Annotated in this window: 18 protein-coding genes and 1 pseudogene; 4 read left to right on the forward strand and 15 right to left on the reverse strand. The window is 72.0% G+C overall.

What is annotated here, in order from left to right; all coding sequences use genetic code 11:
- Window positions 1-2: 2 nt before the first annotated feature.
- From IE206_RS13475 to trxA, 10 genes are all read right to left on the reverse strand, one after another.
- The gene (locus IE206_RS13475; protein ID WP_226599501.1) at window positions 3-926 is read right to left on the reverse strand and encodes an endo alpha-1,4 polygalactosaminidase; all 924 of its coding nucleotides are present in this window, start codon (window positions 924-926) and stop codon (window positions 3-5) included.
- Window positions 923-1,585, reverse strand: coding sequence for a spherulation-specific family 4 protein (locus IE206_RS13480; RefSeq protein ID WP_189962602.1), 663 nt, complete (start codon window positions 1,583-1,585; stop codon window positions 923-925). Before IE206_RS13480 ends, IE206_RS13475 begins: the two co-directional genes overlap by 4 nt.
- Window positions 1,582-2,490 (reverse strand): NAD-dependent epimerase/dehydratase family protein, encoded by a 909-nt coding sequence (locus tag IE206_RS13485; RefSeq protein ID WP_189962364.1) that lies wholly within the window; start codon window positions 2,488-2,490, stop codon window positions 1,582-1,584. Before IE206_RS13485 ends, IE206_RS13480 begins: the two co-directional genes overlap by 4 nt.
- A gap of 7 nt (window positions 2,491-2,497) precedes the next feature.
- Window positions 2,498-3,211, reverse strand: coding sequence for a nucleotidyltransferase family protein (locus IE206_RS13490; protein ID WP_189962365.1), 714 nt, complete (start codon window positions 3,209-3,211; stop codon window positions 2,498-2,500).
- Window positions 3,212-3,241: 30 nt separating this feature from the next.
- Window positions 3,242-4,243, reverse strand: coding sequence for an SDR family NAD(P)-dependent oxidoreductase (locus IE206_RS13495; protein WP_226599500.1), 1,002 nt, complete (start codon window positions 4,241-4,243; stop codon window positions 3,242-3,244).
- 100 nt (window positions 4,244-4,343) lie between these two features.
- Window positions 4,344-5,732, reverse strand: a complete 1,389-nt coding sequence (locus tag IE206_RS13500) for a hypothetical protein (RefSeq protein WP_189962367.1) — start codon at window positions 5,730-5,732, stop codon at window positions 4,344-4,346.
- Window positions 5,729-7,267, reverse strand: coding sequence for a GT4 family glycosyltransferase PelF (gene pelF / locus IE206_RS13505; protein ID WP_189962368.1), 1,539 nt, complete (start codon window positions 7,265-7,267; stop codon window positions 5,729-5,731). The genes IE206_RS13500 and pelF overlap by 4 nt, the downstream gene beginning before the upstream one ends.
- A 100-nt stretch (window positions 7,268-7,367) precedes the next feature.
- Window positions 7,368-9,479, reverse strand: a complete 2,112-nt coding sequence (locus tag IE206_RS13510) for a hypothetical protein (protein ID WP_189962603.1) — start codon at window positions 9,477-9,479, stop codon at window positions 7,368-7,370.
- Between the two features lie 565 nt (window positions 9,480-10,044).
- On the reverse strand, window positions 10,045-10,575 hold the full coding sequence (locus IE206_RS13515) for a hypothetical protein (RefSeq protein ID WP_189962369.1): 531 nt from the start codon (window positions 10,573-10,575) through the stop codon (window positions 10,045-10,047).
- A gap of 293 nt (window positions 10,576-10,868) precedes the next feature.
- On the reverse strand, window positions 10,869-11,234 hold the full coding sequence (trxA, locus tag IE206_RS13520) for a thioredoxin (protein ID WP_189962370.1): 366 nt from the start codon (window positions 11,232-11,234) through the stop codon (window positions 10,869-10,871).
- Window positions 11,235-11,359: 125 nt separating this feature from the next.
- Between trxA and IE206_RS13525 the strand changes: the two genes are divergently transcribed.
- Window positions 11,360-12,799, forward strand: coding sequence for a dihydrolipoyl dehydrogenase family protein (locus IE206_RS13525; RefSeq protein WP_189962371.1), 1,440 nt, complete (start codon window positions 11,360-11,362; stop codon window positions 12,797-12,799).
- 5 nt (window positions 12,800-12,804) lie between these two features.
- On the opposite strand, the gene IE206_RS13530 is transcribed toward IE206_RS13525, so the two are convergent.
- The 3 genes from IE206_RS13530 to IE206_RS13540 all read right to left on the reverse strand — a co-directional run bounded on the left by IE206_RS13530 (window position 12,805) and on the right by IE206_RS13540 (window position 15,888).
- Complete coding sequence (locus tag IE206_RS13530) at window positions 12,805-13,815, reverse strand: SDR family NAD(P)-dependent oxidoreductase (protein WP_189962372.1); 1,011 nt, start codon at window positions 13,813-13,815, stop codon at window positions 12,805-12,807.
- 65 nt (window positions 13,816-13,880) lie between these two features.
- On the reverse strand, window positions 13,881-14,606 hold the full coding sequence (locus IE206_RS13535) for a rhomboid family intramembrane serine protease (protein WP_189962373.1): 726 nt from the start codon (window positions 14,604-14,606) through the stop codon (window positions 13,881-13,883).
- Between the two features lie 64 nt (window positions 14,607-14,670).
- Complete coding sequence (locus IE206_RS13540) at window positions 14,671-15,888, reverse strand: MFS transporter (RefSeq protein ID WP_226599498.1); 1,218 nt, start codon at window positions 15,886-15,888, stop codon at window positions 14,671-14,673.
- 60 nt (window positions 15,889-15,948) lie between these two features.
- On the opposite strand from IE206_RS13540, the pseudogene IE206_RS13545 reads away from it, so the two are divergent.
- Both IE206_RS13545 and IE206_RS13550 read left to right on the forward strand, forming a co-directional pair.
- Window positions 15,949-16,923, forward strand: a pseudogene (locus tag IE206_RS13545) (ArsR/SmtB family transcription factor).
- Between the two features lie 31 nt (window positions 16,924-16,954).
- On the forward strand, window positions 16,955-17,428 hold the full coding sequence (locus IE206_RS13550; protein WP_189962374.1) for a GNAT family N-acetyltransferase: 474 nt from the start codon (window positions 16,955-16,957) through the stop codon (window positions 17,426-17,428).
- Window positions 17,429-17,441: 13 nt separating this feature from the next.
- Here IE206_RS13550 and IE206_RS13555 read toward each other — a convergent pair whose 3' ends face one another.
- Window positions 17,442-18,182, reverse strand: a complete 741-nt coding sequence (locus tag IE206_RS13555; RefSeq protein WP_189962375.1) for a hypothetical protein — start codon at window positions 18,180-18,182, stop codon at window positions 17,442-17,444.
- A gap of 452 nt (window positions 18,183-18,634) precedes the next feature.
- Between IE206_RS13555 and IE206_RS13560 the strand changes: the two genes are divergently transcribed.
- Entirely contained in the window at window positions 18,635-19,885 is a 1,251-nt protein-coding gene (locus IE206_RS13560) for a phosphodiester glycosidase family protein (RefSeq protein ID WP_189962376.1), read from the forward strand.
- A 209-nt stretch (window positions 19,886-20,094) separates the two neighbouring features.
- On the opposite strand, the gene IE206_RS13565 is transcribed toward IE206_RS13560, so the two are convergent.
- Window positions 20,095-21,141: a M4 family metallopeptidase gene (locus IE206_RS13565; protein WP_189962377.1), complete on the reverse strand. Its 1,047-nt coding sequence runs from the start codon at window positions 21,139-21,141 to the stop codon at window positions 20,095-20,097.
- Between the last annotated feature and the right edge of the window lie 116 nt (window positions 21,142-21,257).

Genomic DNA, 21,257 nt, shown 5'->3' on the forward strand with positions numbered 1-21,257 from the left:
GCTCAGCAGGGCTGGCGCCAGACGTCCAGCTTGAGGTTCTTGCGCATCGAGGAGAGCCCGAGCTTGTCGGACTCGGCACAGAAGTCCTTGGTGGGCAGCTCGTACTCGACGTGGAAGACCGCCTTGTCCGCCTTCACGAACGGCGTGAGCAGGGCGCACTCGTCGTACTGCGCACACTGCTCGTTGACCGCGAAGTCGAAGGCGGGCACCAGCTCCGGGATCTGCTGGAGATCGTTCTTGAGCCCCACCGCCAGGCCCCGCGCGTGCGCGATCCCGGAGAGCATGCGGTTGTACGCCAGCTGGTCGGCGGCCTTGAGCGGAAAGCCCGTCTTGTTGAGGTAGCCGTCCATGAGATCCGGCTCGACCGCGTCGAAGCCCTTCTCCTTGCACATGTCGAAGCGGCGCTCCATCAGCGGCCGCAGCACGTCGATCTGCCGGATGTCGAGCCAGCGCTCGCCCTCCCAGCCGTTGTTCTCGCCCTGTACCGCGGCAGGGAAGTCCCCCTTGTCGGGCCGGAAGTTCTCCCAGGCGCCCGCGTTGATGTAGCAGATCGCCTTGCGGCCCCGGCTGTGCAGCTTGGCGACGTCGGCCGCGGTGTTCTCGAAGCCGTCGATGTCGTACACCGGGACGTCGGGGCCGTCCTGCACCCGGCCGTTGAGCTGCCACTGCCAGGCGGTACCGGGCTTGGGCTGCCATGGCTTCGCCGGCGCCGAACCGCTGGAGGAGGGCGACGGAGAGGCGGGCCCGCTGGGCTTGGGCGTCGTGGAGGGCGCGTGGGAAGGGGAGGGCGTGGCCGTCGGACGCGGGGTGTCCGGGCCGTCGGCGTCGTCGTCCGAGGGGTCGGACGAACAGGCGGTGGCGAGCAGCAGAAGGGTGACGGCGGTGCAGAGCAGCGCCATCGGATTGCGGGCCAGGGTGCGGTTCATGGTGTCTTTCCGGGAAGCACGGGCGGCAGCGCCGCCCACGGATTGGGTAGCTCGCGCTCGACCACGCAGCACACGCCCGCCCCGCGGTCCCCGGCCGTCCGCAGGGCGAGCGGGAGGAGCGCCCCGGGCACGCCGTACACCAGGTGGCACAGGCGATCCGGCGGCTGGCGGTCGGCCCAGCCGGGGCGGGTGAAGGCGGACACATAGGTGTCCCAGTGTCCTTCGAAGGTGACCAGGAGATCGGCGATCCGCAGATAGCCGGGCGCGGGATGCACGCCCGGGTTGAGCACCACGGTGGCCGCGCCCGCCCGCCGGGCGGCCCGGGCGGCCTGCCGCACGAACGGCAGGCCCGTCCGGTCGGCGGGCGCGCGGTCCAGGAAGCAGCCGTCGGCCCCGTACCACTCGCGGTGCCGCTCGACGTCCCGCACTACGTCGGCCGGCGGCCGGGCGCCGTAGTCCAGGTCGACGTAGCCGAGCACTCGGACGCCGGCCGAGCGCAACGCCTCGACCGGCCCGAAGAACGCCGGGTCAGGGGCGGTGCCCGGCCCGTCCGCCGCGTTGAGCACCACCCCGTAGAGGCCGTCCGCCGCCTCGGCGAGCAGCTGCCAGGCGGCCGGGTCCTCGGCGGGGTGCACATAGAGCGGAACGAGCAGCATCAGTGCACCGGTTCCCGGTCCGGCTCGGCGCGCACGGCCGCCCACAGCGCGGACACCGAATCGGCGAGGGCGTATTGGGGCGACCAGCCGAGGGTGGTCCGGGCCGCACTCGGGTCGGAGCACTGCCAGGGCACGTCCGCCGAGCGCGCCGAGCCCTCGGCGTTCTCCTCGATGTGGCCCTTGAACCCCGCGGCGCGGGCCAGTTCGTACACCAACTCCCTTACCGGGACGGCCTGTCCGCGCCCGATGTTGAGGACCGGGGGCAGCGGTCCGCCGTCGATGGCCGCCAGAACCGCCGCGTGGGCGACGTCCCGCGCGTCCACGAAGTCGCGGTGCGCGGAGAGGTCGCCGAGCCGCACCACGGAGCGGGGTCCGAGGTCGCGCAGCTGCCGGGCGAGGCGGCCCGGCAGTCCGGCGGCGGGCGCGCCGGGACCGACCGGGTTGGTGATCCGCAGGACCACGGCGTCGAGCCCGGAGGAGGTGACGGCCAGGGTGCCCGCCAGCTTGGTGGCTCCGTACAGGGTGGTCGGGCGGGCCGCGGACTGCTCGGTGACGCGCTCGCCGATCCCGCTCGGCCCGTACTCGGCGGCCGAGCCGAAGTGGACGAGCCGGGCGGTCGGGGCGGCCTCGCGCAGCGCCGCGCACAGCACGGCCGGGCCCCGCACGTTGACTTCGGCCAGCGCCATTGACTGCGGGCCCACCGCCCCCGCGCAGTTGATGACGGCGTCGGGGGCGTACGAGAAGAGCCGCTCGGCGAGTTCGCCGGGGCCGACGGTGGCGAGGTCCACGGCGAGGTCGGCCGTCGGGCCCCGGCCCGCGCCGAAGAACCGCACGCCGGGCAGGGCGCGCAGTTCCCGGGCGACATGGCCGCCCAGGTAGCCGCTGCGGCCCAGTACGAGAATGCGCATGGCCGGGTCAGGCCCCCTTGAGCAGGAGGGAACGGTGGCTGGTGAACTCGGCGTTCGCCCGGTCGTAGTCGTCGGGGCGCCCGATGTCGAGCCAGTAGCCGTCGAACGCGTAGGCGTGCGGCGGGGTTTCGGCCTTCAGGAGGTCGAGCACCAGCTCGTCGAAGCCCAGCGGCAGGCCGGCGGTGTAGCCGGCCAGCGTGCTGAGGGACAGGCCGTACACACCCATGGAGACCCGGTAGTCCATGCTGGGCTTCTCGGTGAAGCCCACCACCTTGGTGTCGTCGGTGGTCAGCACCCCGAAGTCGATGTGCACCTTGCGGGCGTACGTGGCGATCGTGAGCGGGGCTCCGCTGGTGCGGTGCTGGGTGAGCACGTCCGCGTAGTCGAGGTCGGTCAGGATGTCCCCGTTCATGACGAGGAAGGACTCCGGCAGCCGGTCCCGCATGGTGAGCAGCGGGCCTATGGTGCCGAGCGGGCTCTCCTCGGTGCTGTAGTCGATGTTCAGACCCCAGCGTTCTCCGTCGCCCACATAGGCCCGGATGATCTGGCCCAGGTGGCCGATCGCGATGGTGCATCCGGTGAACCCGGCGGCCGCGAGCTGGCGGAGCACGATCTCCAGGATCGCGTGCTGGTCGCCGATCGGGACCAGCGGCTTGGGCAGCGCCGTGGTGTACGGCCGCAGCCGGACGCCCTTGCCTCCGGCGAGTATCACTGCGTGCATGGGAGCCTCCCTGAGAATGGGACTGGCGGGTCAGATGTTGTAGATGCCGGTCTTGTAGCGGGCGAGGTTGCCCGGGTCGCGGAAGAACTCCGCGGTCCGCTCCAGGCCCGACTCCAGGCCGAACCCCGGCTGCCAGCCGGTGGCTTCGGTGAGCCGGCTCGCGTCCGCGACCAGACGCATCACTTCGGAGTTGGCGGGCCGGATGCGCTGCCCGTCCTCCTGGACGTCGAGTTCGGCGCCCATCACCTTGCCGATGAGCCGCACCAGGTCGCCGACCGAGATCTCGGTGCCGGTCCCGGCGTTGAAGGTGCGCCCCACGACGCGCTCGGCGGGGGCGGTGCCCACGGCGAGGAAGGCCCGCGCGGTGTCGGCGGCGAACGTGAAGTCCCGGGTCGGCCGCAGATCGCCCAGCGTGATGCTGCGGGAGCCCGCCGCGACCTGGCCGATGACGGTGGGGATCACCGCCCGCATCGACTGGCGCGGACCGTAGGTGTTGAACGGCCGCAGCGTCACCACGGGCGTGCCGAAGCTCGCGTAGTAGCTGTCCGCGAGCCGGTCCCCGCCGGCCTTCGAAGCGGCGTACGGGGACTGGGTGTTGATGGGGTGGTCCTCGGTGATGGGCACGGTCTGCGCGGTGCCGTACGTCTCGCTGGTCGAGGTGTGCACCAGGCGCGGGGTCTCCAGGGCACGGACCGCTTCGAGCACGTTGAGCGTGCCGGTGACATTGGTGTCCACGTAGCTGTGCGGGGCCTGGTAGGAGTACGGGATCGCGATCAGCGCCGCCAAGTGGTAGACGGCCTCGGCGCCTTCGGCCAGCCCCCGCACGGAACCGGGGTCGCGGACGTCGCCGAGGACGATCTCGACCTGGTCCAGGACGTCGGCGGACAGGGTCTCCAGCCAGCCGTACGACGAGAAGGAGTTGTACTGGGCCATCGCGCGGACGCGGTGCCCGGAGGCGACGAGGGCCTCGGTGAGGTGGGAGCCGATGAAGCCTTCGGCTCCGGTGACGGCGACAAGCGGTGCGGAAGTCAACTGCCGCTCCTTTCCATGCTGTTCGGAACATTCGGTGATCATTCGGGTGCGGTGCGTGAGGCTGGTGCCGCGCCCTGTGCCGGGCGGGGCGCGGTACGGGTCAGGCGTGCGCGGTCGGCCGCCCGAGCAGGTGCAGGGTGGTGCCGGTCAGGGCGAGGGCGGCGGCCGCGCAGCAGAGCAGTTCGGTGAGTGGGCCCGGGGGTGGTGTGAGCAGCCCGGCCGAGGCGACCCCGGCCGCGGCCGCCAGGCTGACGGCGGCCGGCGGCCAGGCGATGCCGAACGCCTGGAGCAGCAGCGCCGTCCACAGCAGCGCCGCGAGCGCGAGCAGGGGCGCGGGCTCGGCGCCGGTGAGCAGCGCCGCGGGCAACAGCGGGACCAGATAGAGGAGGAGGCAGCCGCCGAGGACGGCGGCCGAGCGCCACCGGAACGCGGCCGGGGTGGCCGTCGCCCGCAGCGCCGCGACCGACAGGCCCCGGTAGCGGTAGAGGAGCCATTCGGCGGGGCCCATGCTGAGCGTAAGGGCGATCACCGCGAGCGGATGGCGCTGCCCGGCGAACGCCACGAGCACTCCGGCGGCCAGGCCGAAGAGCCCGTACGGCAGCGATGCCACGAGCCGGGGCGCCGCCGAAGCGGTCGCGGCGGGTTCCTTCAGCGCCTCTCGCAGGCAGTGGCCGACAGCCGAGACCACCAGGATCAGGGTGAGAGCGCACAGTCCCACCCGCAACAGCGAGCCCGGCTCCCGGAACGGCAGGACCGAGGCCCCCGCGATGATCGGGGTGAGCGCGCCGAGCAGGAGCCGCTCGCGCGCCAGGACCAGGAGGATCCCGGCCGCCGCGAGATAGCAGGACTGGCCGGCCACGAAGAACGCCGCTCTGCCCGGCCCCACGATCGCGAAGCCGGTGGCGCAGGCCAGCAGCGCGCCGAGCGGCGCGCCCGCCATCAGCGTGCGGGCCGCCTCGGCCCGGCCCGAGGCCATCCGCAGATAGGCGCGGTGCCCGAGCCCCTGCCCCCATGCCCAGGAGACGAGTCCCGCCACGACCAGGGCGAGCACCGCCCGGTCGCTCTGCCACAGCCGGGCGGTCAGTGGGTAGGCGAGCCCGGGCAGTGCGAACAGGGCGCCGCGCAGCGCACAGCGCACCGGGTCGGGCTTCCAGGGATCGGCGGCCGCGGGCGGCTCCGGGAAGCTGCGCGGCACCCGCCGGTACAGGTCCTCGGCGAGCGCGAACAGGTTGCGGTGCCCGTACTCGTCCGCGATCTGCTGGGCCGTCAGGCCCTCGGACTCAAGGAGCGCCGCGACCTCGTAGGCGTGCACCGCGGGCCCTATCTGCTCGGCGAGTTCGGCGGCGAGCCGGTCCACCGCCGCGTCCTTGCCCGACCGGGCGGGCGCCCGGCCCGGCAGGCGCAGCGTCATCGTGGACTCGGTGGCGAGCCGGAGCGTCAGGGTGTCGTCCCGGCCGTCGGGCGGCTCCAGACGGATGGGCCCGCTCATCCGGCCACCCGGCTCAGCCCGGCGGGGACCAGGCGCAGGGCCATGGTGGTGTCCTCGCTGTCTTCTCTTCGCCGGACCGGGACAACTGCCCCGCCGCGTACGGAGAGTTCGAGATAGATGGCGCGGAACGTGTCGACGGTCTGCCGCAGCGTGAACTGCTCGACGACGCGCAGCCGCGCCGCTTCCCCCATCGCCGCCCGGCGCACCGGGTCGCCGAGGAGTTCCAGAGCGGCCGCGGCCATCGCGTCCGGGTCGCGCGGCGGCACCACGAGCCCGGTCTCGCCGACCGCCTCGCGCACCCCGCCCACATCCGTGGAGACGGTGGCCCGGCCGCAGCTCATCGCCTCGATCAACGTGAAGGGGAAGCCCTCGCTGATGCTGGACAGCATCACCACATTGCCCGCGGCGTAGGCGTCCTTGATGTCGTCGACGCGGCCCTCGAAGGTGACCGCGCCGCCCTGGTCGAGCGAGTCGGCAAGGGCCTCGCACCGCTCCCGGTAGGCCTCGCCGCCCCGGGGCGTGCCGCCGAACAGGCGCAGGGTTGCTCCGGGGAGTTCGCTGCGAACCTTGGCGAAGGCGCGGATCAGCGTCTCCAGGTCCTTGATCGGGTCAACTCGCCCTGCCCAGCTGAGAGTTGGGGTCACTGGCTCGGGTCCGGCGGGAGGGAACGCCGCCGGGTCGACCCCGTTGTAGACGGTACGTATGAGCTGGGGATCGGCCCCGCCCTGCTCCTCCCACAGCCGGTTGTACTGGTTGCCCGGCGTGATCAGGGCGGCCCGCCGGTACGTCTCCTCGGCGAGCAGCCGGAAGAACCCGAGCAGCACCGCCTTGACCGGCCAGCGGTACGGAGCGGTCCGGTAGCCCAGATAGCGCTCGCGCAGATAGACCCCGTGCTCGGTCAACAGCAGCGGTACGCCGTGGAGTTCGGCCCCCGCCAGGCCCGGCAGGACGGCCACTCCGCCGCTGACCGCGTGCGAGACGCCCTGGCTCGGCGGCGTCGCGGCGAGCGGCCGCAGCGCGTGCTCCAGGAGCCCGGTCGCGGTGACCGCGTCGTGCAGGGTGGGCCGGGCCTCGCGCACGGCGAGCCCAGGCCGGTTCCACACCTCGGTCATGACCCGGATCGCCCGGTCGCCGCGCAGCGCGGGGCTGAGCCGGCCGTCCCGGGCGGCCCGGGCCATCTCGTACAGCGCCGGGCCGAACCCGCTCTCCGCCGCGGGATCCAGCAGCGCGGTGAGGAAGCGTTCGTACGCCGTCATCAGGCGCCGTTCCTGGCGGCCGCGCGGGGCCGAACCGGCAGGCGCCGGGCCCCACATGGGGACCGAGACGGCCTCGGAGGCGTGCGGCGGGAGGTCCCACACGGTGGGCTCGCGGCCGGTGCCGGTCACCGCGATGATGTCGAAATCGATGTCGGGCATTCCGGTGACGAGCTGGTCGCACCAGACGCTCACCCCGCCGTGGCTGTGCGGATAGGTGCCCTCGGTGAGCAGGGTTACCCGCGCCGCGCCGGAGCGCGGCGCGCGGTGTGGTACGTGCATGCATGCGCTCCGCGGCTGAAGAGAGCGGTGGGTGGTGAAGGCTGCCCGGCGGCCCGCCGCCGCGGCGGCGGCGGGCGTTCGGAACCTCGGCGGACCGGCGTCAGCGCCGCTCGGCGCCGTACGGAACCGGCTTGGTGACACCGGCGGGGACCGGCGTGCGCGGTGCGCTCTGCGGCGTCGCGCGCTCGGCGGACGGCGCGGGGCTGGACTGCGGTGCCAGGGCTCTGGCGGGGGCCGGTGCGAGGGCCAGCGAGACGCTGCTCTGCCCGGACTGCGGCGACACCCAGCCGGACACGCTCCCGGCGTAGGCCTGGCCGAACGCCGAACTTCCGCTGCCCAGAACCTGGTTGGTGCCGTTCGGCATGGTCGCGGTGACGGCCACGCCCGCCGGGGCCCGCACGGTCACGCTGTTGCCGATCCGGTACCCGGTGACCTGACCGGCCTTCACGGCGGTGTTCCAGGCGCCCCGGTCCCGCAGCTCGGCGCCGATGTCCTTCATCCGCAGGTTCACCAGCGGGGCACTGGCCGCGTACAGCGCCTTGTACTGGTCGAGCACCCCGTCGAGGACGGGATAGCCGATGCGGTCCTCGGCGAGGTTGGACTGGTGGATGAAGTGCGGCCGCGGGTCGTTGCCGAGGACGTGGCCGAGGGCGACCTGGGTCTCCAGGGGCACGATGTGGCCCGTGTACCCGGTCGTCGTGCTGAGCGGCGCGGGAAGGCAGGTGGTGTTCGGCAGGTCGTCGCAGAGGCCGCTGCCGCCCTGGGTGCGGCTGGTGTAGATCCAGTTGTACTCGTCGACCTGCTCGGAGACGTGGCCCGCGTTGTAGAAGATGTTGATCGGGTAGCGGGCGACGGTGAGCGCGGAGCCCACCTGGCGCTGCTCGGGATCGCGCGACATGTCGGCGCCGAGCCAGTCGATCTTGTTGGCGGCGAGCGCGGGGGCCAGGTACGGGTTGTCCTGCGGCTGCTGCGGCAGGAGCTTCATCCCGGAGTGCTCCCCGGTGATCAACTCATCGGATTCGACGGGCAGCCCGAAGCCCCGAGCCCACTGCTGGTTGTCGGATATCTCCTTGGATATCTCGGTCTGGCTCACGTACTTCGTCGAGCCGTCCGGGTTGGTCGCGCACTTCCACGGGACGACCGACACGTTCTGCTCGCAGCCGAGGAAGGCGTGGTCGTAGGTGTGGTTGATCCAGCGGAAGTCGTTCTTGTTCTGGGCCAGTTGGTCGGCGAGCTCGTCGGCCCCGCCGTGGTTCTCGCGGTACTCGACGCTGCCGCCGCCGTTGTAGGCGAGGTCGAGCGTGAAGCCCCGGGACTTCTCCCAGGCGACCGCGTTCTTCACATCGTCCGGGGTCATCCGGATCGAGTCCTCGACGCCCTGCCCGGGCGGGCAGTCCACGTCGCCCGGCGTGCAGTTGAGGTTGGGGTCCCAGCGGTCGTCACCGGCGAACACGTCGTCCACGTGGACCGCGAAGTAGTTCCGCGAGGCGCCGAGCCGCACGTTCTGCGTCATCCAGTCGACGATGCCCCGGGAGAGCAGCTTGAACTGCTCCTGGTACTGGTTGTACGCGAAGGTGACGACCAGTTCCCGGCGCCCGTCGTGGCGGTACTCGCCGACGAGGGTGCCGTTCCCCGTCCTGCCCGGGATCGGCGCCTCGACATAGCTCGTGAAGTCGGCGCCCGCGGCCGGCTGGGCGAGGAAGGCGTAACTCTCGCTCACCGAGGGGGAGTTGTCCTCGAACGGCACGCTTCCGTTGAGGTAGCCGAACGGCCCGGTGCTGCGGCCGGCCGCCGTCACCTGGGCCTTGAAACCGTCCGCCGAGCCGCTGTAGCCGCTGGAGGCGGCGGGCTGCAGACCCACCTGTGGACGCGCGTAGGTGTACGCGTCGACCTGCGGGATCGCATACGACTTCTCGTACGCGGCGAGCGCGGCCATTTCGGCCGAGCCGGTCGGGAAGGGGTTGTCGTTGGGCAGCACCACGGCCTGGTACTTGGCCCGGGGCAGCCCATCCACGGTGTCCGAGAGGAAGGCCTGGTCGATCACGGGCCGTCCGGACTGCGCCAGGTCGACCACGGTGTACGGAGTGCCCTCACCGTCCAGTTCCGCGGTGATGGCCTCGGTGGCGGGGCCGCCGTCCGAGACGACGAGGACCAACAGGTCGATGCGCGGCGCGGGCGTCGCCGAGTACGCCGGCGCCGCCGGTAAACCCATGGCGAGCAGCACGCCGCCGACGGCCAGGCCGGTGATGTGTCTGCTGCGGTGTGTGTTCCGCTTCACGCGGTGAAGTCCCCTCCCCTGGAGGTCCGTTCGGCTCCCCTGCCTGCGCGGACCCCTCGCACGACGGACCGGGCACGCCCTGGTTCGAAGGGCCCGCCGTTCCGCTCTGACGCGTCACATAGTGCGGCTCTTCGAGGAGTTTTCGAGTGGCTACTGTGAAACATGACGAAAAACGGTGGCCGCTGTGGTGGGGCGCAGACCGGTGCACAGGAAGGTATGCGGGTTTCCGGACGGTCTTGGCGGGGTGTGCCGGGGCGGGAAAATCGGAGCGGCCCGGCGGAGTAACCGCTTTCGGTGCGGGGGGCGCACGACGGCGCGAAGCGTCAATGGTCCAGACAACCCGGCTCTCCGGGACGCATCCGGTTTTCGGCCACGCGAGCGAAACACTTACTCGAATGCGGGCCGTGGACGTTCGATTCCGGACATACGAAACCGGCCGACCCGGGGGGATGGGCCGACCGGCGTCCGTGCGCCGCGGACAGGCGCGGCCGAGGGTGGGTCAGTGAGCGCCGGACGGGGCGGGCGTGGCGCAGTTGACCCGCATGGTCGGGGAGTTGAAGACGCCGTCCTTGTGGCTCTGGCTGTCGTTGTACTCGTAGTAGACGTACGAGTAGAACGCGATGTTTCCGTTGCAGCCGGAGTTCGCCGCTATCTGGACCGGGACGGTGACCGTGCGGCTGGTGCCCGGCGCGACCGGGACGGAGTAGTTCACGCCGATCGAGGTGGTGCCGGTCCCGGTGCAGGTCACACCCTCACCGGTACACGAGGCGAGCGAGTACTTGAGGTCCGGGCGCTGGGTGGTCGCCCAGGTCGGCTGGACGGACTGGTAGACGAACCACACATCGGTGGTCTGGTTGTTCGTGAAGGTCATCTTCAGATTGACCGTGCCACCGGGGGTGGCCGCCGCCTGGTCGGCGCTGAAGCTGACATCGGCGGTGTCGGCGCTCGCGGACTGGCTCATGCCGAAGAGGGCGAGGGAGGAGGCAAGGGCCGTGGCGAGGCCGAAACGCCTCAGGTGTGTGATTCGCATGAGGACGGAGAGTAGGAGGAAGCACACGGAACGTCCGCCGGATCACCGCATTGTGGAGCACTTCCTGGCTCGAACCCTTTGGGTGCGAACCGGCCGTGGATTGGCGCCAGTTGGCATCTTGACCGCACCTCGGGTACAGCGTGCGGCGGTGCGACCTGTGGGCCCGGACAGGTGGCTGACCGGTAACCGACGGTCCCCGCCGTGCTCAGCAATGGCGCATTCCGCCCCGGACGACGCCGCGGCCCCCTTCCCGGCGGGCGGGGAGGGGGCCGTGATGAGCGGGAGAACCGGGGCTACTTCTGCTGCGCCGCCTCGACCGACTTGCGGACCTCGTCCATGTCCAGGCCGCGCGCCTGGCCGATGACGTCCTCCAGGGCCGCCTCGGGAAGCGCGCCGGGCTCCGCGAAGACCGCCACGTTGTCGCGGACGATCATCAGCGTCGGGATCGACCGGATGTCGAAGGCCTGCGCCAGCTCCTGCTGGGCCTCCGTGTCCACCTTCGCGAAGACCAGGTCGTCGTGGCGCTCGGACGCGGCCTCGTACACCGGGGCGAACTGACGGCACGGGCCGCACCAGGAGGCCCAGAAGTCGATCAGCACGAATCCGTTCTCGGACACGACCGAGTCGAAGTTCTCTTTGGTCAGCTCGACAGTCGCCATCACTCACACCTCTTCCCGGCCCCGGGGGTGGGACCGCCTCGCACAACCGCGTGCGCCGCCGCGGTATTCCGTCCTTGGCGTGTGCCCCTGTGGCCACGGAGTACACCGCCCACCAGACTGTGCCTATGACGGAAGCCGAGGAATACGACGTGGTGGTGCTGGGCGCGGGACCGGTCGGCGAGAACGTCGCCGACCGGGTGCGGGCGGCCGGCCTGAGCTGTGCGGTGGTGGAGAGCGAGCTGGTCGGCGGCGAGTGCTCGTACTGGGCCTGCATGCCCAGCAAGGCGCTGCTCCGCCCGGTCGTCGCCCGCGCGGAGGCACGCAGGGTGCCGGGATTGCGCCAGTCGGTGCAGGGCCCGCTCGACGCCCGGGCGGTCCTGGACCACCGCGACGCGTACACCTCCCACTGGAAGGACGACGGGCAGGTCGCCTGGCTCGACGGCATCGGCGCCCATCTCTACCGCGGCCACGGCCGCCTGTACGGCACCCGCAAGGTCAGCGTCACCAGCCCCGAGGGCGAGCACCACGTCCTGACCGCCCGGCACGCCGTAGCCGTGTGCACCGGCAGCCGCGCCCAGCTCCCGGACCTTGCGGGTCTGGCCGACGTGAACCCGTGGACCAGCCGCGAGGCCACCAGCGCCCAGGAGGTGCCGGGCCGGCTCGTGGTGGTCGGCGGGGGAGTGGTGGCCGCCGAGATGGCGACCGCCTGGCAGGCGCTCGGCGCACAGGTCACCATGCTGGTGCGGGGCGAGGGGCTGCTGCCGAGGATGGAGCCCTTCGCCGGTGAGCTGGTCGCCGACGCGCTGCGCGAGGCGGGCGCCGAGCTGCGCACCCACACCTCGGTCACGGACGTCGTACGCAACGTGGCGACCGGCGCGGTGACCGTGTCGGTGCGCGGCCCCGAGGGCGACGAACGCCTGGTGGCCGACGAGATCCTCTTCGCCACCGGCCGCGCGCCCCGCACCGACGACATCGGCCTGGAGACCATCGGCCTCGACCCCGGCTCCTGGCTGCCCGTCGACGACTCCTGCCGCGTCGAGGGCAGCGACTGGCTGTACGGGGTCGGCGACGTGAACCACCGTGCGCTCCTCACCCACCAGGGCAAGTACCAGGCCAGGATCGCCGGGGCGGCCATCGCGGCCCGCGCGGCCGGGACCCCGGTCCTGGAGAGCGACCGCTGGGGCGCCCACAACGCGACCGCCGACCACGTGGCCGTCCCCCAGGTCGTCTTCACCGACCCCGAGGCCGCCTCGGCCGGGCTCACCCTGGCCGAGGCGGAGGCCGCGGGACGCCGGGTGCGCTCGGTCGACTACGACATGAGCGGCGTCGCGGGCGCCGGCCTCTACGGCGACGGCTACACGGGCAGGGCCCGCATGATCGTCGACGAGGACCGGGGTGTCCTGCTCGGCGTCACCTTCGTCGGTCCCGGCGTCGGCGAGCTGATCCACTCGGCGACCGTCGCCATCGCGGGCGAGGTGCCGGTGGAGCGGCTGTGGCACGCGGTCCCGTCGTACCCGACGATCAGCGAGGTGTGGCTGCGCCTTCTGGAGACGTACCGGGGCTGAATCGCCTACGCGGCGAACGCGTCGACGCCGGTGAGCTCGGCCGACAGCGCCCACAGCCGGGCGGCCTGCTCGCGGTCGGTCGCGTGCGGGCGGACGCCGCTGGTGAGCGCGTCGTGGTCGAGCTCGCCGTCGGCGGCGCCGACCGCGCCCGCCGCCGCGGGTTCCGCGATGTCGCAGTCCTCGCAGTAGACGCCGCCCAGGCCCGCGAGCTGCGGGGAGGTCGCCGCCCACACCTGGGTGGCGGCGCCCTGCTCCGGGGTCTTGAAGTCGAACGACCAGTTGCCCTGCTCGTCGACCCAGCCCGCCGCGATGCGCTCCTCGGGCGAGACATGGCGCACCAGCGGGGTGTGGATCTCGCCGGGGTGCACCGAGAACGCCCGCACGCCCGCGTCCCGGCCCAGCGCGTCGAGGTGCACGGCGAACAGCACGTTGCCGGTCTTCGCCTGCCCGTACGCCTGCCACTTGTCGTAGCCGAGGGCGAAGTGCGGGTCGTCCCAGCGGATGGCGGAGAGCTGGTGGCCCCGGGACGAGACCGCCACGACCCGGGCGCCGCCGCCCGCCGTGAGCGCCGGCCACAGCCGGTTCACCAGCGCGTAGTGCCCGAGGTGGTTGGTCGCGAACTGGGACTCCCAGCCCGGCCCGACCCGGGTCTCCGGGCAGGCCATGACCCCGGCGCTGTTGATCAGGACGTCGATGGAGCGGCCGGAGGCCAGGAACCGGTCGGCGAAGGCGCGCACGCTGTCGAGGTCGGCGAGGTCCAGCGTGTCGACCTCGACGCCGGGAATCGCGGCCACGGCCGCCTCGGCGACGTCGAGCCGCCGGGAGGGGACCACGACGCGGGCGCCCGCCCCGGCGAGCGCGCGGGTCGTCTCCAGGCCGATCCCCGAGTAGCCGCCCGTGACGACCGCGAGCTTCCCGGTGAGGTCGGTCCCGGCCAGTACGTCCGCGGTGGTGCTCCGGGCCCCGAAGCCCGACCCGATCTTGTGCTGAGGGGTGTGCTGTTCAGAGTTCGTCATGGTGACGAACCTAGGAGTTGAAGTGCACTCTCAGTCAACTCGCGCTCTTTGTGGGTCGGTTGATCTCAGCGGCCCTCCAAGTCGCTTTCCGGTTCGGGTGTCTCCTCGGACTCGGGCGTGTTGCCTCGCGCGTCCGGGCCGGCCGCGACGGGGTGCCACACGCGCGGCCGGCGGCGCTGCACGAGAGCGGCGATCAGGCCCGCGACGATGCCGGTGATCATGGGCTCGCCGTGCCCGTCGCCGAGCAGCAGCAGGACCGCTCCGTCGACGACGATCGCGGCGGCCAGCAGGTAGTGCCGCCTGCCGGGGCGGATGAGCAGCGCGAGCCCGGCGATGCTGGTGGCCAGCCGGAAGGTGAGCCCCGAGTTGCCGCCGCCGGGAGGCCCGTGCACCAGGAACGTGTCGACGCTGAAGACGAGCATGAGCGCCGGGACGAACGCGAGCAGCGTGCGGGTGCCCCACACGCGCTCGGCGGCGAAGCCGATGAGAGCCAGGACGAAGAGGTTGAACGCGGTTCCGCCGACCCCGCCGTCCTGCACCATGAACGAGGTGTACACCCGCCACCACTGGCCATGGTCGATGATCAAGTCGGAGTCGCGGTGCAGAGTGTCGTAGATCTGGGGGAACGCGAACTGGAGCAGGGAGGGGATCGCCACGAGCAGCCAGAGCCCGATCGCCACCTTCGGCGGCTTGCGCAGGCTGAACGTCCGCTGCGGCAGCCCGTCCGTGACCTTCATGACCAGAACGATCATTAAGACGTACAGAGCGGGCGAAAGAAAATGGTCGGTCATGACCCTTATCTACCCCGTGTCCTCCCTGTCCTGCCGACACCACGCGGTATCGGCCACGCCTCCCTTACGCCTCGGACACCTTCTGCGGTGCGGCACATCCGCCCTCAACCGGTCGGCGGGGCCCACGAATTCGGCCTGATCCCGCCGCGAGCACGAGCGTGACGGTGATCGACGCGGCGGCCATCACCGCCATGGCCGTCCCGGGCGACGTGCGCTGGGCGACCGTGCCCGCGAGGGCCGCGCCGATGCCCTGGAAGGTGAGCATGCCGCAGGAGTGCAGCCCGAGGGCCTGGCCGGTCATGCCCTCCGGGACCAGCGCCACGAGCCGCTCCTGCTGGAGCAGGCTCGCCGCGTATCCGACGGAGGACAGTGTCACGGCCGCGACGGCGAGCGGCAGGGGCGGGTGCGGGGCGAGTGCCAGGTAGGGGACGGCGAGCAGCAGTAGAAGCGGCACGGGCAGTCGGCGCCGCCAACTCGGGCTCAGGAAACGGCCCATGACGGTGTCTCCGGCCAGCATGCCCACGGCCGCCGAGGCGAAGAGCAGGCCCGCGTGATCGGGCGCGTACGACACGAAGAGGGACTCGCAGCCGACGATCAGGCCGTTCGGCACCCACAGGCCGATATAGAGGCGGCGGCGTGAACCCGACCCCCACAGGCGGGGGTTGACGCGCCAGGTCTCGGCGATCGACGGGCGCCCCGAGACCCGCGGCGGCCGGCGGGCGAGCCGCAGGCGGGCCACGGCCGCGGCGATGGAGTACAGGACCGCGCCCGCGAGCAGGGTGCCGCGCGGGGAGAGCGCGGCCACCAGGACGCCGCCGACGGCGAACCCGCAGACCTGCAGGGCGCCCGCGCTCATGTTGAGCACCGAACGGCCCAGGAGATAGCGCTCCCTCGGCAGGATCTCGTCGAGCAGCCCGTAGCGCACCCCGCCGCCGACCGAGGCGACCAGGCCCTGGCCGAGCAGGACCGCGAAGACGGCGCCGATGGGCAGGCCCGGGGCGGCGAGCAGGGTGGTGCTCGCGGAGAAGGCCAGCGCGATCGCGGTCGTCGCGGCACGCGGCGGCAGCCGGTCGGCCGCCGACATCAGCAGGCTCGCGCCGATCACCTGGGCGAACGAGGCGCCGAACATGCTGAGCGCGGAGAGCAGCGGCGAGGCGGTCGCCGCGTAGACGAGGGTGGCGAGCGCCAGACCGCTCACCGTCGACGCGGCGACCTGGACGGAGGAGACGAGGAAGAAGGGAGCGAACTCCGGCGTGCGCAGGAGTTCCCGGTAGGTGGGCATGGCGGGGAGTCTCCGTGGCCGCGCGGCAAGGGCATTACTGTTTCGCGGGGAGGCGAAACCATGGGGTGGTGGCAGGTCGGCGCGGACACGCTCGCGGGCAGCCGGTTCGTCGTCTCGCCCCTCGCCGAGACCACCGCGACGCTTTTCGCGTTGCTCGCCCCGAGCGCCCACCACCCGGTCGAGCGGGCCTGGCTCGATGCCCAACTGCCCGGGTTCCGCGCTCGGTTGGCGGCCGATCCGGTCACCGCGCAGCTCGTACGCGCCGTGCGCAGCGCCCGCTGGACCGCGGACTACCTCGTGCCCACACCGACCGGCGACGGCGAGCGGTCCTTCGAGGAGGAACTGGCGGAGATCCGTGCCACTCCCTCGGCAACCGTGCACGCCGACCTGGTCGAGACGATCGGCGGCCCGCTCCCTGCCGTGCTGCGCCGCGTCGACCTGGCGGACCGCACGGCGGACCTTCTGGAGTGGCTGTGGACGAGCGTGGTGCTCCCGGACTGACCGCGCCGCCGCCGCATCATGGAGGCCGACATCATCGCGCGCACCGGGCAGTTGGGCCGGGGCGGCTGGGCCGCGGTGCTCGACGACATGCGGCCCGGGATGCGCTGGCTCGGCGAGAGCCGGCTCCAGATCAATGTGCACGACCGTCCGCCCCAGGACATCTCGTCCGCCCAGCTCCTGTTCCTGCCGGTCACCCCGCGCCCGTGCTGGGTCACCTGGGACGACCGCGGGCACTACGCCGTCGTGTACTCGTGCGCGGGCGCACTCGCCGAATCGGGGCGGCCGGCGGCGCCCCGGGCACTCGGCGCGCTGCTCGGGCCGGCCCGGGCGGGGGTGCTCGTACTGCTCGACACCCCGAAGAGCACGAGCCACCTGGTGGCGCTGACCGGCCAGGGCCTCGGCTCGGTGGGCCGCCACCTCAAGATCCTGCTCGACGCGGGCCTGGTGGGGCGGCGCCGCTCGGGCCGTTCGGTGCTCTACTACCGGACCCCGGCCGGGGACGTCCTGGTCGCGGCGCCGGGGGGCGGGGGATGAGGCCTCGCCCATCGTGAGTAATACTCTCTCCATGAATGCACATGTTACGGATGGGGAGCGCGGGGTGAGCGTCCGGCGGGCGACCGTGCGCGACGCCAAGCGGCTGACCCACCTGGTGCGCACCTCCAGCGCCTACGAGGGCCCGTACGCACCGATGATCGCCGGGTACCGGGTGGGCCAGGACTACATCGAGACCCACGAGGTGTACGTCGCCGTCGGCCCGGACGGCCGGGTGCTCGGCTTCTACGCGCTGATCCTGAACCCGCCCGAACTGGACCTGATGTTCGTCGCGGACAGCGCCCAGGGCCTCGGCGTCGGCCGCCTCCTCATGACCCACATGAAGCGCGAGGCGCGCGCAGCCGGGCTCGACAGCGTACGGATCGTCTCGCATCCGCCCGCCGAGGGGTTCTACCTCAGTGTGGGAGCGAGGCGGACCGGCACCGTGGTGGCCCATCCGCCCGCCGTGATGTGGGACCGCCCGGAGCTCGAACTGCCCACCGAATAAAGGAAGTCGAGGGCTACGTCGCGTGCGCGGTCGGCGACGCGTCCGGGGCATCGCCGTCCGGGAACGGCCGCGTCGAGGCCCGGGCGGCGAGCCGCTCCGGGTCCGAGAGGTTCAACGCGCCCAATATCGCGGCCAGTTGGGACTCCATCTCCGTACGGGACAACCGCAGCAGCCCGGCGACGGCGGCCGGGGAGGCGCCCTCGCCGGCGAGGACGGCGATCCGCTCCTCTCGCCGGGTGAGGGCCCGGGCGGGGGCGATCGCGGCCGGCCCGGGGGCGGGCGGCGGCCCGGGAAGGCCGAGCGCGGCGGTGAGTTCGAGAGCGAGGGGAATTCCTTCCAGGCGGTCACAGAGCGTGCGCACCGTTTCCACGTTCTGTCCGTGAGCCGGAACCCGCTGCCGTTGGCCGCGGCCCGCTCGGTGAACAGCCTTACCGCATCGCCTGCTTGATCCGGGCCTGCCCTGTTGGGGCGCGGGTCCCACGGGCAGTGGTTCCACGGCCAGGACGTGCTCGCCCGGCACCGACAGACGCCGGCGGCTCGTGGCGAGGATACGCAGCTCGGGCGCCGCGGCGAGGAGCTCGAAGGCTAGCGTCGCGACGGCCGTGATCAGGTGCTCGCAGTTGTCGAGGACCGGCAACGCCCTGTGGCCGGCCAGGAATTCGGCGAGAACGTCCAGCTCAGGACGGACCGTGTGTTCCTGCGCGCCGAACGCCGAGGCGACGGTCCTCGCGAGGAGCCGGCCGCTCCGGAGCACCGAAAGATCGACCAGCCACACCGTCGGTGAAGCGGTCGCGCACATCGGCCGCGGCCGTGAGCGCAAGCCGCGTCTTGCCCACCCCGCCGGTCCCGGTCAGCGTCACGAGCCGCCCGGCGGCCAGTGCCCGCGCGAGGGCCGCGCTCCGCCGAACGTCCGACGAAGCTCGATGTCTCGGCCGGGAGATTGCCCGTACGGCCGTGCCCGACAGCTCCGCTCACCGGCAGACGCCCCCATCCGGACCGTATGAAACCCCATCACTTCACTCAGCGTAGTGCGAGTCGGCGGCGGCCAGAAGGTAATCCAGTCGCCTGACACCGGTCGATATGTCGGAAAAGCAAGCTTAAGTTGTGAATCGGCATGGCAGACCGCTCACGGCTGCCGCCCGCGGAGGAGCGATACCTCCGCGCGATGGGGCCGCGAGGCCCCGAGCAGGCCGAGATGAGGGCGACATGGCGCACAGGGCGGGACGGCCGGAGGGTAGCGGTGTTCAGGGCGAGCGGAACGTAGCGGACGCGGCGGATCCCCCGGGGGCGGCAGCGGGCCGACGCGGCCGGGCGCCGCGGAGGCCCCGAAGAGCGCTGGCGCCGCATCAGCGCAAGCGGCGCAAGCTCGCCACGTGCGGCGCACTCGCGGTGGGCCTGCTGTGCGTCGGCGTCGGCTACTCGGTGGGGGAGGCGCTGACCTACCCCGGCGACGACAGCACGGAGGCCCGCCTGGCCGGCTGGGCCCGCGAGCACAAGCTGGGCGCGGTCGTCGACAGGCTGGAGAACCTGCAGTACGAACTCGATCCGCCGCGGGTCGGTGGCTCCCTGCCGAGCGAGGCGCTGGCCCGCATGAAGGCGACGGCTCCGGCCATGCCGGTCCACCATCGCGAAGTGCCGCTGCGTGCCTCGATGCCGTCGCTGGTCACCCCGGCGCTGCCGGGCGAGGGCGTGTGGCGGGTGCTGAGCACCGCGCACGGCGAACCCGTGGTGCAGGGCACCTATGTACGGCCCGACAGCGACCACACCTCCTACCAGGCGGCCATCGCCTGGATCAGCGGCACGAAGGCCCGCTTCGAACTGCACCCCGGAGTGCGCGAACCCGGCGGCAGCTTCTCTGTGCCGCCCAGCCTTCCGAAGGGGAAACGCACCGGTCTCCTCGCCACCTGGAACGGCGGCTTCAAGGTCACCGACGGCGGCTCGCGCGGTGGCTTCTACCTCGACGGCGAGACGGTGGGAGGACTGAGGGACGGCGCGGCGGCGGAGGTCTTCTACAAGGACGGTTCGATCGGGATCGGCAAGTGGGGCCGCGACATGCGGATGACGCCCGACGTGGTCGGCGTGCGCCAGTGCCTGGAGCTCATGGTGGACAACGGCAGGGTCGTGCCGGACATCGACGTCGACGCCAAGTGGGGCGCCACCGACCAGAGCCGGATGTTCGTGCCCCGCTCGGGGGTCGGGGTGACCGCGCAGGGCGACGTCATCATGGTCGTCGGCCAGGCCCTCACCGCTCGCACGCTCGCCGAAGTCATGCAACAGGCGGGCGCGGTGCGCGCGATGCCGCTCGACATGAACCGCGCCTGGCCCTCGTTCATGAGCTACGACCCGACGGGCGACCCGGCCAACCCGAAGCCCACCAACATCCTCGACTTCGAGAACCCGCCGGAGCGCTACTACAACCAGGCGACCAGGGACTTCGTCGCCGTGTACGCGAAGTGACGAGCCCCTATGGGCGTACGGTCGTCCGGTAGCCAGGTGGAGCCGGGCACGGGGGTGAGGGCATGGAGGCGAAGTCGCAGCAGTGCGGACCGGCATCGACCGCGCGCCCGCGCCCCGGCACGACCCCGAGACCTCCGAGGTCGAGGACGTACGGGATGGGGTGCGCGCGACGATTCCGTGCGACCGGCCGGTCGCCGACAGGGTGTCCGTCAGGTTGCTGGCACGCCGACCTGGGACCAGGCCTTGAGTACCGCCTGGATCTCGTCGCCGTCGCCGAACAGGCTGCGCGCGGATGCCGCGGTCAGCCGCGCGAAGTCGGCGAACTGGGCGTTCGCGTCGAGCTCGCCGCCCGTGAGCGTGGCGTACCAGATCTTCCCCGCCCGCTCCCAGGCATTGCCTCCGAGCGCCGTGGCCAGCAGGTAGAAGGCGTGATTGGGGATGCCCGAGTTGATGTGCACCCCGCCGTTGTCGCGGCTCGTGCGCACGTAGTCGTCCATGGTGGCCGGCTGCGGATCCTTGCCGAGCTGCGGGTCGTCGTACGCCGTGCCGGGAGCCTTCATCGAACGCAGTGCCTCGCCGTGGATGCCGGGGCCGAGCAGTCCGGCGCCGATCAGCCAGTCCGCCCGGTCGGCGCTCTGGCCCAGCGCGTACTGCTTGATGAGCGAGCCGAACACGTCGGAGACGGACTCGTTGAGCGCGCCCGACTGGCCGAAGTAGTCCAGGTTCGCGGTGTACTGCGTGACGCCGTGGGTCAGCTCGTGGCCGATGACGTCGACCGGCAGCGTGAAGTCGAGGAACAGCTCCCCGTCCCCGTCGCCGAACACCATCTGCTCGCCGTTCCAGAAGGCGTTGTCGTACTTGTCGCCGTAGTGCACGCTCGCGATCAGCGGCAGCCCGGAGTCGTCGATGGAGTGGCGTCCGTAAGCCTTCAGATACAACTCGAACGTGGCACCGAGGCCTGCGTGCGCCCGGTTGACAGTGGCGTCGGTCGAGGGCTGATCGCTCTCGGAATGCACCTTCCTGCCGGGGAGCGCCTCCAGGTGCCCGGCGTCGTAGATCGTGCGGTCGGGCTTGTCGGACGGGGTGCCGGTGGGGGCGGCGGCGCCGCGGACCGTGGTGATCCGGCGCTGGGTACGCAGCTGGGCGTCGTGCTCCAGGGTGCGGCGCGCGGGCTCGTACACGACGGGGTCCTCGTGCTGGGCGAGCCGGTCGAGGATGTGGGGAGGTACGACGTGACAGATGGCGGGTTTGTTCATGAGCAGCAATGTGGCACGGAGTGATTGAACTGTCACCCGGCGCAGTCGAGTTGGCCGGAATGTGCCGTCCGGTGGATGCCTCTGGTTTATGGCGTGGGGCCGTGATACCGGATCCG

Origin of the sequence: Streptomyces violascens (assembly GCF_014649955.1) — a bacterium.
GTDB classification, from domain to species: domain Bacteria; phylum Actinomycetota; class Actinomycetes; order Streptomycetales; family Streptomycetaceae; genus Streptomyces; species Streptomyces violascens.